The 13,069-nt window shown below is 44.2% G+C and carries 9 protein-coding genes; 1 reads left to right on the forward strand and 8 read right to left on the reverse strand.

Annotated elements, in window-relative coordinates; all coding sequences use genetic code 11:
* The first annotated feature begins 282 nt into the window (after nucleotides 1-282).
* Entirely contained in the window at nucleotides 283-2,040 is a 1,758-nt protein-coding gene (locus VIP81_RS23250) for a DUF4091 domain-containing protein (RefSeq protein WP_331967014.1), read from the forward strand.
* Between the two features lie 125 nt (nucleotides 2,041-2,165).
* Here the strand turns inward: VIP81_RS23250 and ftsZ are convergent, their stop codons facing one another.
* The 8 genes from ftsZ to mraY all read right to left on the reverse strand — a co-directional run.
* Nucleotides 2,166-4,019: a cell division protein FtsZ gene (ftsZ, locus tag VIP81_RS23255; RefSeq protein WP_331967016.1), complete on the reverse strand. Its 1,854-nt coding sequence runs from the start codon at nucleotides 4,017-4,019 to the stop codon at nucleotides 2,166-2,168.
* 169 nt (nucleotides 4,020-4,188) lie between these two features.
* Nucleotides 4,189-5,592, reverse strand: a complete 1,404-nt coding sequence (gene ftsA / locus VIP81_RS23260; protein WP_331967018.1) for a cell division protein FtsA — start codon at nucleotides 5,590-5,592, stop codon at nucleotides 4,189-4,191.
* Nucleotides 5,589-6,683 (reverse strand): hypothetical protein, encoded by a 1,095-nt coding sequence (locus VIP81_RS23265; protein ID WP_331967020.1) that lies wholly within the window; start codon nucleotides 6,681-6,683, stop codon nucleotides 5,589-5,591. The genes ftsA and VIP81_RS23265 overlap by 4 nt, the downstream gene beginning before the upstream one ends.
* 26 nt (nucleotides 6,684-6,709) lie before the next feature.
* Complete coding sequence (murC, locus tag VIP81_RS23270) at nucleotides 6,710-8,065, reverse strand: UDP-N-acetylmuramate--L-alanine ligase (RefSeq protein WP_331967022.1); 1,356 nt, start codon at nucleotides 8,063-8,065, stop codon at nucleotides 6,710-6,712.
* A gap of 17 nt (nucleotides 8,066-8,082) precedes the next feature.
* Nucleotides 8,083-9,174: an undecaprenyldiphospho-muramoylpentapeptide beta-N-acetylglucosaminyltransferase gene (gene murG, locus VIP81_RS23275; protein WP_331967024.1), complete on the reverse strand. Its 1,092-nt coding sequence runs from the start codon at nucleotides 9,172-9,174 to the stop codon at nucleotides 8,083-8,085.
* Between the two features lie 41 nt (nucleotides 9,175-9,215).
* Nucleotides 9,216-10,412 carry an FtsW/RodA/SpoVE family cell cycle protein gene (locus VIP81_RS23280; RefSeq protein ID WP_331967026.1) on the reverse strand — a complete coding sequence of 399 codons (1,197 nt, stop codon included), beginning with the start codon at nucleotides 10,410-10,412 and terminating at the stop codon, nucleotides 9,216-9,218.
* Between the two features lie 79 nt (nucleotides 10,413-10,491).
* Nucleotides 10,492-11,832 carry a UDP-N-acetylmuramoyl-L-alanine--D-glutamate ligase gene (gene murD, locus VIP81_RS23285; protein ID WP_331967029.1) on the reverse strand — a complete coding sequence of 447 codons (1,341 nt, stop codon included), beginning with the start codon at nucleotides 11,830-11,832 and terminating at the stop codon, nucleotides 10,492-10,494.
* Nucleotides 11,833-11,862: 30 nt separating this feature from the next.
* Nucleotides 11,863-13,069, reverse strand: a 1,207-nt coding sequence (gene mraY, locus VIP81_RS23290) for a phospho-N-acetylmuramoyl-pentapeptide-transferase (RefSeq protein WP_414649372.1), incomplete at its 5' end; no start/stop codon positions are given.

The raw sequence follows: 13,069 nt of genomic DNA on the forward strand, positions 1-13,069 counted from the left end.
AGTTATGTGACCATCGAGAAGTATCCTTTGGTGGTGGCTCCTGTTACCAATCTTCAGTTGAAGAGGATTGTCCATTAGCTGAAAGCAGAAGGCATAAAGCATAAAGCGATTGTCCCGTAAATTCCGGCGACAATCGCTTTATGCTTTATGCCTTCTGCTTTCAGCTTTCCATCCATCCCACAAATTGGATATTCCCATTTTTTTTATAGATATTGGGGTGTAAGAGAGCCGGATTCAGCAACTGAATACCGGATTCCAACTTCTGAAAAGCTAAATTTTAGTATGGTGAACAAATTTTTTGGCGTGCTGGTACTACTGGCACTGCAACAAAACGTATGGGCGCAAACAACTCCTGCCAGCGACTACAGGGAATTGCCCGATCCCAAACCCGTCAACAAAGCCTCCTGGGCTGCCGTTAATGACGCCCGGCTCCATGTAGCATTCGGTACTGCAGACAATCGTTATGAAAAGCGAAATGCACCTGATAATGATCTGCTTAAAGGTACCTGGAAAGCCACTGCCTGGAAAGGTGAGCGGATTCACACCCAATTGGTGCTCTGGACAACTTCAGCACAATCAGCAGTGACTGTTCAGGCATCTGCATTGCAGGATAGCAAAGGCCATCAGATTGCTGCCAATGCGGTGACTACTGGTTTTGTAAGATATGTAATGACAGATGGTTTAAATAAAGACGGCGGTGGTTGTGGCTATCGTAAACCGGGAGAATTCGACTCTTCCCTGGTGGCAGATGGAATCGACATCCTCCACAAAAGAGACATTGCTGCCAATAATACGCAGCCAGTTTGGCTGAGTATACAGGTACCTGCCAATACGCCAGCTGGTGTGTATAAAGGTACGGTGAGTGTAAAAGGTGGTGCAACTGCCGTAAGTATGCCTTATGAAGTAACGGTGCTGGATCATATTTTACCCGCTCCGAAAGATTGGAGTTTTCACCTGGATCTATGGCAAAGTCCTTATGCCATAGCGCGTGTGTATGGCGTAAAACCCTGGAGTGACGCTCACTTCAAGGCAATGAAACCATATGTCAAGATGTTGGCAGATGCAGGCCAAAAGGTAATTACCGCTACCATTATTTATGATCCGTGGAATAGCCAGACGGAAGATATCTACGGTACAATGGTGAAATGGACGAAGAAGAAAAATGGTACCTGGGCTTATGACTATTCTATTTTCGATAAATGGGTGCAGTTTATGATGGATCAGGGGATTCGTAAGGAAATCAACTGCTACAGCATGATTCCATGGAATCTGAAATTCTATTATTATGATGAAGCTGCAGCAAAAGATACTTTCATTGTAGCCAAACCTGGTACACCGGAATACGCTGCACACTGGCAGCCTATGTTGAATGATTTTGTGAAACACCTGAAAGCAAAAGGCTGGTTTAATATTACGGCTATTGCCATGGACGAAAGACCTATGGAAGATATGCAGCAGGCGATGGCGGTTATCCGTAAGGCGGATAAAAATTTCAAATTATCACTGGCAGGCTCTTATCATGCACCACTGGCCAATGAAATTCATGACTACTGTATTGCATTGAGAGAATCATTTCCGGCAGATGTGTTGAAAGCACGGTTAGCGAAAGGATTACCCACTACTTTCTACACCTGCTGTACGGAAGGATTTCCCAACACTTTTACTTTTTCGCCACCGGCGGAATCTGCGTTTATGGGATGGCATGCAGCTTTGAAAGGATATAACGGCTATTTACGCTGGGCATTTAATTGCTGGGTAGCCAATCCATTACAGGATTCACGCTTTCGCAGCTGGTCGGCCGGGGATACTTATTTCGTATATCCGGGACCGAGATCTTCTATTCGTTTCGAAAGAATGGTAGAAGGAATACAGGATTATGAGAAGATAAGAATACTGAGAGCAGAATTTACCAAAGCCAATAACACAGCTGCATTAACTGAACTGGATAACATATTAAAACCATTCGAAGAAGAAACGTTGAAAACCACGCCTGCTGCAGTTACGCTGGAAGTAGCCAAACAGGCATTGAATAGTTTTTAGTCAACGAATAACATATTACGGTGAAGCCTAAACGTAGTTTATAAACGGCCTTACTTTACAAAAAAATCCTCCGGACCTCCGGAGGATTTTTTTTAACACAACTAAAAAACAATCAAATGTGTTCATCAATCGGGCTTTTTCCCATCTAAAAAGGTATTGATCGTATTGATTTCTGTATGATTATTTTGTCCAGGATCGCTCACAGTGTAATTGGAGTAGAAGTGTTCCGCGGAGCCGGCACCGTTGTCCAGGTTTACATTTCTGCGCAGATAAGCTGGTACGTTTTCCAGTTCCGCGTTATTGTCCATGTTTTTCACATTGAAACTAATACTGCGTAATTTGGCGACTCTTTCTGCCTGTTTGCGTTTCTGTTCTTCCAGATCTTCGTATGCCTGTTGCATAGGCACTTCAGGAGGAGCTGGAGGAGTATTCACGGTTTCTTCATCTTCTTTATACACCATCTTCATTTCCGGAGTAGGCGTACCAGGTTCAACATATATATGAGACGGTCTGTTTAAGTATCCTCCTGCTGCGTTACCAGTTTGAGGCTGAATGATGTTCACACCCGGCTGTTGGGTATGTGCAGGTGGTACTTGTTGAACCGGCTGCTGTTGAACTGGCTGCTGCATCTGTTGCATTTGCTGTTGTTGCATTTGCTGCAGTTGTTGCTGCTGGGCCAGTTGTATTTGTTGTTGTATCTGCTGCTGGTCAGGTTGTTGTGGCTGCGCAGGAGGTACCTGTTGTACATTCAGCACATAGTTCTGACGTGCAGGAGCAATAGGTGCCTGTTGTTGAGGTTGTGGTGGTGTATACGCCATCACAGGTTCAGGATGTGTGATAACTGGCTCCATGAGACGTGGTGCCATCAGATCCTGTGGCTCCTGGAACAGCAGGCCCTGTGCCTGTTGTATGCCGCTCATTTTTTTTTCATCACCATCTTTCCCTAATTGCATCACAATTTTAGGTTCTACGCGCTCCGGGTTGGAGGGTGTGATTTTTTGCTGTGTGATGGGTTTTTGTTCAAAACCGGTGGCAATGATGGTTACGCCCAGTTGCCTATCCAGTGTTTGATCGTAGCCCACACCGAGGATCACATCGCAATCTTCTCCGGCCTGGCTTTGTACATAAGCCTGGATGATATCCATTTCATCCAGTGTATGTTCAAATTCACCTTCGGAAGAAGAGATGTTGATAAGGATCCACTTAGCGCCGCGTATATCGTTATCATTCAGCAATGGAGAAGTCAGTGCGTCTTCGATCGCTCTTTGTGCGCGGTTGTCGCCTTCTGCGAGTGCAGCGCCGAGGATGGCCACGCCACCGTTACGCATAACGGTACAAACGTCGGCGAAATCCACGTTGATCTGACCGGTAGAGTTGATGACATCGGTAATACACTTGGCAGCGGTAGCCAGCACATTGTCTGCTTTTTCGAAGGCCGCCTTGAATTTCAGGTCGCCGAATTTCTGACGTAATTTATCGTTGGAGATGATCAGCAGGGTATCTACATACTCTTTCAGGCGGGAAACGCCCTCGTCTGCCTGCAGCATCCTTTTTTTACCTTCATAAGAAAACGGGGTGGTAACAATACCAACGGTCAAAATACCCAGTTCCTTACATATCTTGGCGATAATAGGAGCGCCACCGGTACCGGTGCCACCGCCCATACCGGCAGTAATGAAGGCCATTTTGGTATTTACCTCCAGTATTTTTTTGATTTCTTCAAAGGATTCTTCTGTCGCCTGTTTCCCTATTTCAGGATTTGCACCGGCTCCCAGCCCCTGGGTGAGGTGAGGTCCCAACTGTATTTTGTTGGGAACAGGGCTATTAGCAATAGCTTGTGCATCGGTATTGCAAATAATGAAATTTACCCCTTCAATGCGCTGGCTATACATATGATTCACCGCATTACTTCCTCCACCACCTATGCCGATGACTTTGATGATAGAAGATTTTTCCTTAGGAAGATCAAAATGTATCATGACTCTATACTTTTATGGGTTAGTACGATAAATAATAATGAACTATTAAGAATTAAGTGCGTGTATGCTTTACTGTTACTATGGTTCATTTGTCCTGTCATTATTAATTATCGTTCTTAATTCTTATTTATTAACGTTTCGTTTTTGCAACAATTGCGCCATTTAACTTTTAAAGTTTTGCATCTTCTTCTTCTGTAAACATATCAATGATCTTTGTCTTCATTTTGTCTAAGAAGTTCTTTAGTGACGCATTGCGTTCTTTTGCTTTCCTGTCCTGTATTTCCTGGCTGGTGGGGGCAGCTTCTTCTATCCATTCGTCTGTTGGAGTAACTGACTGTGCAGCCTGTTCTTTGGCAAGATAGCTTGTATTAATTTTTACATAATTTTCTTCCAGTGCTTTACGATCATTTTCAAAATCATTGTATCCTTTCAATATCAGGCCCACGCAGGTAGCATACATAGGTTTGGTTAATTCATCTATGTGGCCACTTGCAAGGTGCTCGTTGGGGAAACCTATACGGGCGCTTGCGCCGGTGGTGTATTCTGTCAGCTGTATGAGGTGTTTCAGTTGGGATCCGCCACCAGTGAGGATAATACCGCCATTAAGCATTTTATTATCCATACCGATTTGCTTGAGATGATATACTACGAAATCGAGTATTTCACTCATCCGCGCCTGTATGATGTGCGCGAGGTTTTTCACTGAAATTTCTTTGGGGCTCTGACCTCTTAATCCCGGGATGGTGATATAGGCATTGCTTTTAGCTTCATCTGCCAGTGCATAACCAAACTGCACTTTCATCTGTTCTGCCTGTGTTTTTAATACACCCAGTCCGTTTTTGATATCATTGGTAATGTTCTCACCGCCATAAGGAATTACTGCAGTATGTTTGAGAATACCTTCGTAAAACACTGCCAGGTCGGTAGTACCACCACCAATATCCACGATGGCTACACCTGCTTCAAAATCCATGTCGCACATAACAGCGGCTGCGGAGGCAAGGGGTTGCAATACCAGGTCACGGATTTTGAGACCTGATTTTTCCACGCTGCGGTTAATGTTGCGAATGGCATTTTTATCGCCGGTAATGATATGAAAGTTGGCACCCACCTTCACCCCAGACATACCAATAGGGTAGGTGATATTCTGCAAACTATCCACTATATATTGCTGCGGGATCACATCAATGATTTGATCGCTCGCGGGAATAACTGTTTTGTACTGATCATTGATCAGCTGGTCAATATCTTTCTGGGAGATTTCCGCATCGGTGTCGTTGCGGACAATATCGCCGCGGGTTTGCAAACTTTTTATATGATGACCGGCTATACCAACATATACTTCGTTAATCTCCAGGTTGGGGTTGGATGCATAACAATTTTCGAGTGCTTGCCTGATCGCTTTTATAGTTTGGTCAATGTTCAGCACCATACCATGCTGCACACCAAACGATGTAGCTTTACCGAATCCCAGGATTTCCAGTTTCCCGTATTCATTCTTCCGTCCTGCAATGGCAGCAATCTTCGTAGTACCTATGTCGAGTCCTACAATGATGGGAGCTTCCTGATTCATGGCGTTTTTTGTTTTTTTGATGTGTTAACAGATTTATTCCCTGGCTTATACACTGCTTTAGGTTGTTGTTTGGCTGGCGCAGCGGCTGCTTTTTCTTTCTTTGCCACTTTTACATGCTGCGTTTTAGCCTTTTCTTTTTCTTTTGCTGCGGGTGCCGGTTTCTTTTCCGGTTTGACAGCTGCTACAGGTGCTGGTTTTGTTACTACAGGCGTACTTGCAGTGGAGTCTTCCGTGTCCGATATCGGCGGCTCATCTGCTGCAGCCAGTTTCAAACTATCCGTTTTGATAACCGGTTGCAGCGGTACTACGCCATCTTTACGGGTGCACACCACTTCGTCATCAAATGCGATGTTGATACGCGTATAATTATTCCAGCCCACTTTATTCAATCCTTCTTTGTAAAAAGCCAATAGTTTGGTAAACTTCCTATCTATATTAATACCTTCTCCGAAAGCAATCACCTGGTCTCCCAGTTTAGGTATAAACTCAAACCTGCGGTCTTCCGTGATCATCAGCTGTTCTACCTGTGCCATCCAGAAAGGATCATTTCCGATATAACTACCCAGGTCTACAATCTGTGCGGTTAAAAGGCTATCTGCTTTCTGCAGCTTTTCCGCATCTGTGGGAAAGCCGGTGAATACAGGCACTCTGGCAGCATAACGACTGGACACCGGAATATGTTCTCCCACGCTATCCAGATAAAAGCTATTACCTGAAAATGTGAATACTCTTGCTACAGGTTCGCGTTGCGTTACTTTGATATTCAGCTGTTGTCCGTTATCAAAATAAATTTCCGCATTCTTTACCCATGGGTCCTGGTCTATAATTGCTTCGAGCTGCGATATGTTAATGTCGCCTATTCGTTTACCAACAGGATTCAGGCTCTTATCTTTTGTGATCAGGGATTTTATATCCTTGGGTTCAATAAAAAAGTTGTCGTCTTTTCCTTCAAACTTCACCTGAATGCCTTGACACTTGCCAGCATCTTTGTCTTGTATAGCCGCTACCAGCAATACTATAAAGCCAGACAATGCCATTCCCCAGAGGAGAGCGGTGCCCAGTCGTTTTAATATTGTGGTCGTTTTAGACAAGTATGTTTAGTTTTATGTGATAATATTTATTTCATTTTCAGATAGCTGGCGATCGGTTCTTTTAACTGATCGATGTCACCTGCTCCGGCTGTAATCAGTAATGGTGAATCATCATCTCCCAGAAATTTCACTACTTCATCTTTCGGTACTATGGTTACAGGTACTGTCATTTTTGCTGCAATCATTTCGCTGCTCACTCCTTCAATGGGCAGCTCACGTGCCGGGTAGATAGGAAGCAGTATCACTTCGTCTGCCAGGGAAAGGCTTTCTGCAAAACCATCTGCCAGATCACGGGTACGGGTAAATAAATGCGGTTGAAAAACAACGGTGCACCTTCTACCGGGGAATAATGCTTTTGCGCTGCTGATCAGTGCGCGCAATTCTTCCGGATGGTGTGCATAATCATCTATGTATACTACCTTCTCATTTTTTACCACATATTCAAATCTGCGTTTGATTCCCTGGAAATTAGCCATGGCAGCTTTTATTTTGCCGGCATCTATTCCCAGCAGGTGTGCTACAGTGATAGCTGCTACTGCATTTTCTACGTTGTGCATACCCCCGATGTGCAGTGAAACATTGTCGATCATCCAGTCCTGCTGCATTACATCAAACTCATATCCGCCGTTGTCCATGCGGATGTTGGCAGCGTAAGCGTTGGCAACATCATTTTGTAAACTGTACAACAACTTGTTTGTTGCATTGAGTTCTTTATTCCGATGCAGGCCGAACCTAGCAATCAGCGTGCCATTGGGTTTAATATTGTGCGTATATTGAATAAATGCATCTTCCATCGCCTCAGGGGTACCATAAATATCGAGATGATCTGCATCCATAGCAGTCAACACGGCTACATCCGGACTTAATTTCAGGAAAGAACGGTCATACTCATCTGCCTCAATGACTGCCACTTGTTTTTCGCTGCTCCAGAAATTTTTATTGTAATTCACGCTAATGCCACCCAGGAAAGCATTGCAGCCATATCCACTATCGGTTAGCAGGTGTGCAATCATGGTAGAAACGGTGGTTTTACCATGCGTACCTGCTACTGTAATTGCAAACATGGAACGGGTGATTTCCTGTAGTACATCACTGCGCTTCACCACTTCATAGCCATTATCGCGGTACCATTGTAACTCCGTCTGCGTCGCCGGTATTGCCGGCGTATATACGACCAGGTTAGCGTCTTTGTCTACCTTGTTCACATCGTCTGTGTAATGGATTTGCATACCTTCTGCTTCCAACTTTTGGGTAAGCACTGTGGAGGATCTGTCATAACCGCTTACATGCACTCCTTTTTCGTTGAAAAAGCGTGCAATGGCGCTCATGCCAATACCACCGATACCGATGAAATAAACTCTTTGTATGCTATTCAAATCCATATATGCTGCTAAAAACGCTAAATAATTTCCAATACTTGTTTTGCAATTACCATATCGGCATTGGGATTTCCCAGTTTACCGATATGACTTTCCAGCTGTTCCATCAGCGCCTTGTTTTGCAGGAGGCTGAATAACACACTGCTCAATTGTGACTTTACGTCTTCATCCTTAATGATTAAACCTGCCTGTTTGTTTACCAGGTTCATGGCATTGGAAGTTTGATGATCTTCCGCTGCAAAAGGATACGGCACAAATATCACGGGTTTCTTCACTACACATAATTCAGCGATGGCCAGTGCACCTGCTCTTGATAACACTACGTCTGCTGCTTTATAAGCAAAGTCCATTACGTTGATGAAATCGTATACTTTTATGTGCGACTCATACGGTGCTGCTGCTGCCTTAGCGGTTTCGTAATACGGTTTCCCGGTTTGCCAGATCAGCTGTATGTCTTTATCCACTATTGATTTCAGCAAAGGTTGTAAACCCTCGTTAATGGATTTAGCTCCCAGACTGCCGCCTACGGCAAAGATGGTTTGCTTATCGGTACGTAAACCAAAATGATGCAGTGCATCTTCTCTTGTTACAGCCGATTGTGAAATATTGTTCCTGACAGGGTTGCCGGTCATCACCAGTTTGTCTGCCGGGAAAAACTTATCCATACCATCGTATGCCACACAAATCTTCTTCGCTTTTTTACCCAGTATTTTATTCGTTTTACCTGCAAAGGAATTTTGTTCCTGTATCAGGGTTGGAATACCATTTTTCTGTGCCCGGTTCAGCATCGGGAAGCTGGCGTATCCGCCTACACCTACCACCGCATCCGGTTGGAACTTTTGCAGGATGGCCTTTGCACGGCGCAGGCTTTTCCAGATTTTAAAGGGCAGCAAAATATTTTTGAAGATATTACTGCGATTAAAGCCCGCGATTTCCAGTCCTTCGATTGGATAACCTGCCTGTGGCACTTTCTCCATTTCCATTTTTCCGGTGGCACCTACAAATAATATGTTGATGTCCGGCTGCAATTTCTTCAACGCATTCGCGATCGCTATCGCCGGGAAGATGTGTCCCCCGGTACCGCCGCCTGCTATGATCACTTTGCGTTGCATATTGTTATACTAATTACGATTGATGTTCTAATAAATACGTATTAAGCGACTGCAGCGTTTTCTGTATTCGCCATTACTCTTTCCAAACGTTCTTTTTCTGCCTGTTTACCTTCCATTTCTTCCACATTTCTGGATACACTGAGGATAATGCCGATGGCCATACTGGTAAATAAAACAGAAGATCCTCCCATACTCACTAACGGTAGTGTTACCCCTGTAACCGGGAATAGTTGTACGTTTACGGCCATATTGGTCAACGCCTGTATCACCAATGTTACACTGAGTCCTACTGCCAGGAATGCGCCAAAAGCATACGGACATCTTTTATAAATCCTGATACTTCTCAGTAATAAAATCATGTATGCTGCCAGTATCAGGAAGGCGCCAAACATGCCATATTCTTCAATAATTGTGGCATAGATATAATCGGAATAGGCGTGCGGCAGGAAGTTACGTTGTGTACTATTACCGGGACCTTTACCTAAAATACCACCACCGGCGATAGCGATGTTGGCTTGTTGTACCTGGTAAGGCATATCCGTATGATCTCCATGCAGGAAGTTGTCGATACGCTTTTCCCAGGTTTTGGTACGCATTTCCATGGGGGTCAGTTTTGCCAACATGAAAAGCATGACCACCAATACCGCACCTGCTGCTACCATAGACGCAAGGAACCTTAGTGGTACCCTGCCTATAAAGCAGAGCAACATGCAACTGGCGCCCAGTAACAGGGCCGTACTCATGTTGGCAGGCATGATCAGTGCGCAGATAATTCCTACCGGTATGATGATAGGAAGAAATCCTTTTTTGAAATCAGTGATCAGGTTTTGACGCCTGGATAATTGCCTGCTTACATACATGAAGATGGCTAGTTTGGCCACATCCGATGTCTGGAAGGTGAGGTTAATGATAGGTAAACTGATCCATCTGCTGGCATCATTTAAATGCCGGCCAAAGGCCAGTGTATATATCAGTAACGGAATAGATACCAGGAAGCCTATCTGTGCCACGCGGGAATAAATCGTATAATTCACGCGGTGAGCAAAATAAATGATCACCAGTCCCATTACCAGTACGGTGAGTTGCTTCAGGAGATAATACTCCGTATGGCCACCTCTTTCACGGTAAGCGAGCGAGCCGGTAGCACTATATACAGCAAGCAGGCTTACCAGCGATAGAAAAAATACTATCGTCCAGATAACCTTATCGCCTTTTGTTCTATAGAGCAATCCAACCATTAGCTATTAGATTTTAGCAGTCAGCTTTTAGCTTCCCGCTTTTTGTTGTTAATTTTCTCCTCCATTTATTCCGTCACCCTTACAATGCTTTCACTTCATCTTTAAACTTCCGGCCTCTGTCTTCATAATTTTTAAAGAGGTCGAAACTGGCGCAGGCGGGAGATAGTAAAACAATATCTCCTTTGGTGGCCTGTTTAAAGGCTTCCTGTACTGCATCGTGCATGCTGGTGGTATTGATCATTACTGGTGTATCTTTTGATAACGCAGCAAAGATGGGGGTGTTGTCTACACCCAGGCAAATAATTGCCTTTACCTTTTCTTTTACCAGATCCCGGATGGCGTCGTAATCGTTGCCTTTATCCACACCACCCATGATCAGGACGATGGGTTTATCAAAACTTTCCAGCGCAAACCAAACGGAGTTTACATTGGTAGCTTTGCTATCATTAATAAAATCGATTCCTCTTACACTCGTCACGTATTCCATCCGGTGTTCGAGGCTTTCAAATGACGTAAGACTCTCCCGGATTTTTTCATTTCTAATATCCATGGTTCTGCCTGCAATTGCTGCTGCCATCGAATTATAAAGATTATGTTTTCCCTTTAGTGACAGGTCATACATGGACATGATAACCGGATCTCCGTTGACATCGATGTTCAACTGGTCGTTGGCAATAAAGCCGCCTTCTTTCAGTGGTTTCATGATGGTAAAAGGTATTGATGCTGAATAAATGGGTTGCTGCGCTAAATGTCGCATGATCTCAGGATCGTCCATGCAGTAGATGAAGTAGTCTTCCGCTGTCTGGTTCATGGCGATTCTGAATTTGGAGGCTACGTAATTATCCATTTTGTAATCGTAGCGATCCAGGTGATCAGGCGTAATGTTCAGCAGGATGGCCACATTGGGTTTGAAGTCCTTAATGTCATCCAGCTGGAAGCTGCTGATTTCAATCACATAATACTCCGCTGGTGCGGTTGCCACCTGCCTTGCGTAGCTGATGCCAATATTGCCTACCATGGCCACATTTAATCCTGCGTTTTTGAAAATGTGGTAGGTGAGGGCAGTAGTGGTGCTCTTGCCGTTGCTGCCGGTGATGGCAATGATCTTTTTACCTGTCGAGAAACGGTAGGCCAGCTCTATTTCAGAAATCACGGGTATGCCTTTTTCGCGTACCTTTTTCATCAGTTCCGATTTTTCAGGGATACCGGGGCTTTTCACAATTTCATTGGCCTCCAGTATGATATCCCAGGAATGATGTCCTTCTTCAAAAGAGATCTGGTTTACCGCCAGTTCCTGTTTATAGTTATCTTTTATAGTTCCTCCATCAGATACAAATACATCATACCCCTGCTGTTTTGCCAGCAAGGCTGCTCCAATTCCGCTTTCTCCGGCTCCTAATATGATGAGTTTATGTTCCATTTCGTTTATTCTTCGTTGTTAGTATATTAATTATCTCATTTTCAGTGTGGCAATACCTACTACCACACACATGATAGTAATGATCCAGAAGCGCACTGATATTTTGCTTTCGTGATAACCTACTTTCTGGTAGTGGTGATGCAGGGGCGACATTTTCAGTATGCGTCTGCCTTCACCATATTTTTTCTTGGTGTATTTGAAGTAGGATACCTGTAACATCACAGATAACAGTTCTACCAGGAATACGCCACAGAAAATAGGAATCAATAATTCTTTGCGTACTATAATTGCCAATGAGGCGATGATACCACCCAGTGCCAGACTTCCGGTATCGCCCATAAATACCTGTGCCGGATAAGCATTGTACCAGAGGAATCCTATACAGGCGCCTACAAAAGCAGCAATGAAAATAGACAGCTCTCCCAGGTTGGGGATATACATGATGTTCAGGTATTCCGCGAACTGAATGTTACCGGATACATAAGCAAAGATACCCAGACCAACCCCTATGATCCCTGAAACCCCTGTTGCCAGTCCATCCAAACCATCTGTCAGATTAGCACCGTTGGATACGGCCGTAATAATGAAAATGACGATCAGGATATAGAGTACGAACGTATATTTTTCTGCTCCGGGAATCCAGGAGATCAGCTTTGAATAATTGAACTCATGATTCTTTACAAAGGGAATGGTGGTAATGGGTGTTTTAACATCCACAAACCTGTGTCCATCGCGGGTTACACGTTCGGGGTGGTTAGTGATTTGCCTTTCATAAGGCGCCAGTTTTTTGGCGCCGATTACTTCGCGGGACACTACCACGTCGTTGTTGAAGTAAAGCGTACAACCAACTATCAGGCCCAGTCCTACCTGTCCCATGATCTTGAATTTTCCGGCCAGTCCTTCTTTATTCTTTTTGAATACTTTGATATAGTCATCCAGGAAGCCGATCAGCCCTAACCAGATGGTAGATAATAAGATCAGCCAGATATATACATTCGCAATTTGTGCAAAGAGTAAAGTAGGTATTACGATGGCAGAAAGAATGATCAGTCCTCCCATAGTAGGAGTTCCTTTTTTGGAATTTTCTCCTGAAAGGCCCAGTTCACGGATTGTTTCACCGATTTGTTTACGTTGTAAAAATCTAATAATCCTTTTACCGAACAGCAATGAAATAACCAGCGACAGCAACAATGCCATCGTTACACGGAAAGTGATATACTGAAACATACCACCGCCG

It is taken from the genome of Chitinophaga sp., assembly GCF_036566945.1.
Lineage (GTDB): Bacteria > Bacteroidota > Bacteroidia > Chitinophagales > Chitinophagaceae > Chitinophaga.

Coding starts and splice junctions, on each gene's coding strand:
- murD (WP_331967029.1), bottom strand. CDS start 11,832: ATGGAACATAAACTCATCATATTAGGAGCCGGAGAAAGCGGAATTGGA.
- VIP81_RS23280 (WP_331967026.1), bottom strand. CDS start 10,412: ATGGTTGGATTGCTCTATAGAACAAAAGGCGATAAGGTTATCTGGACG.
- murG (WP_331967024.1), bottom strand. CDS start 9,174: ATGCAACGCAAAGTGATCATAGCAGGCGGCGGTACCGGGGGACACATC.
- ftsZ (WP_331967016.1), bottom strand. CDS start 4,019: ATGATACATTTTGATCTTCCTAAGGAAAAATCTTCTATCATCAAAGTC.
- VIP81_RS23250 (WP_331967014.1), top strand. CDS start 283: ATGGTGAACAAATTTTTTGGCGTGCTGGTACTACTGGCACTGCAACAA.
- ftsA (WP_331967018.1), bottom strand. CDS start 5,592: ATGAATCAGGAAGCTCCCATCATTGTAGGACTCGACATAGGTACTACG.
- murC (WP_331967022.1), bottom strand. CDS start 8,065: ATGGATTTGAATAGCATACAAAGAGTTTATTTCATCGGTATCGGTGGT.